Source organism: Acinetobacter sp. 226-1 (assembly GCF_030329325.1).
Classification (GTDB): Bacteria; Pseudomonadota; Gammaproteobacteria; order Pseudomonadales; family Moraxellaceae; genus Acinetobacter; species Acinetobacter sichuanensis.
Genome location: NZ_JACANU010000068.1, coordinates 1 through 556 on the forward strand (window position 1 = coordinate 1; position 556 = coordinate 556).

1 protein-coding gene is annotated in these 556 nt (G+C 37.2%); it reads left to right on the plus strand.

Features of this window, described 5'->3' with window-relative positions; translation table 11 throughout:
- Window positions 1-4: 4 nt before the first annotated feature.
- A partial coding sequence (locus tag HX124_RS18225) for a POTRA domain-containing protein (RefSeq protein WP_286418750.1) occupies window positions 5-556 on the plus strand: 552 nt, incomplete at its 3' end.

A 556-nucleotide genomic window follows, 5' to 3' on the forward strand; every position in this document is an offset into this window, starting at 1 on the left:
TAATATTACAGTTTCTGGTAATGATAATACACATGACCACGTAGTTCATAGAGATATAAGAACTCGTCCAGGGGAGATATGGAGTAGATCTTTAGTGATGGAAACAATCCGACGATTAGGAGGATTAAATATTTTTGATGCACAAGCTATTATTCCAGATGTGAAAAATGCTGATCCAAACTCTGGAACAGTTGATATCGATTGGCAAGTAACTGAAAAAGGATCAGGCCGGGTGGAGTTACAAGGAGGATACGGGGGGGGAGGATTCATCGGTACATTAGGACTATCATTTAATAACTTCTCGTTGAGAAATATATTTAATAAGAAGTCTTATAAGCCTTCCCCAATGGGAGATGGACAATCTTTATCACTACGTCTACAAGGAAGTACTTACTATCAAACCTATAGTATAAGTTTCTCTGAGCCATGGTTCGGAGGACGTAAGCCTATTAACTTCTTTGGTACAGTAGCATATAGTACACAGAATCTTTATGATTATGTAAATCGTCGTACAGATAGAAGTAGAGGATTTGATATTACAACATTGCAATTTGGT